This is a genomic window from Pantoea sp. MQR6, from assembly GCF_022761075.1.
GTDB classification, from domain to species: Bacteria; Pseudomonadota; Gammaproteobacteria; order Enterobacterales; family Enterobacteriaceae; genus Pantoea; species Pantoea phytostimulans.
The window spans coordinates 1-328 of record NZ_JAKYXB010000024.1 but is presented as its reverse complement, the minus strand read 5'-3'; the positions used below and the strand labels follow the sequence as shown (position 1 = coordinate 328).

Here is a 328-nt window from a genome sequence, read left to right as displayed (position 1 = left end):
CTTCAACGGCCTGCACTGGTTCTTTGACCACGCCGAGACCGTGACGCAGCGCAACATCGACCGCATTAAAGAGCTGGGCGGCGGCATCGCGGTGCAGCACCGCATGGCGTTCCAGGGAGAATACTTTGCTGAACGCTACGGCATTGAGGCCACCCGCCACACGCCGCCGGTGGCGCGCATGCTGGAAACCGGCGTGCCGGTGGGCCTGGGAACGGACGCCACGCGCGTTGCCAGCTACAACCCGTGGACCGCGCTGTACTGGCTGGTCTCCGGGCGCACGGTGGGCGGCATGCAGATGTATGACGTCAACGCCCGCCTCGACCGCGAA

At 66.5% G+C, this 328-nt stretch carries 1 protein-coding gene; it reads left to right on the top strand.

From position 1 onward, the window contains the following. On the top strand, nucleotides 1–328 hold a 328-nt coding region (locus MUG06_RS22765), incomplete at both ends, for an amidohydrolase family protein (protein ID WP_243080132.1).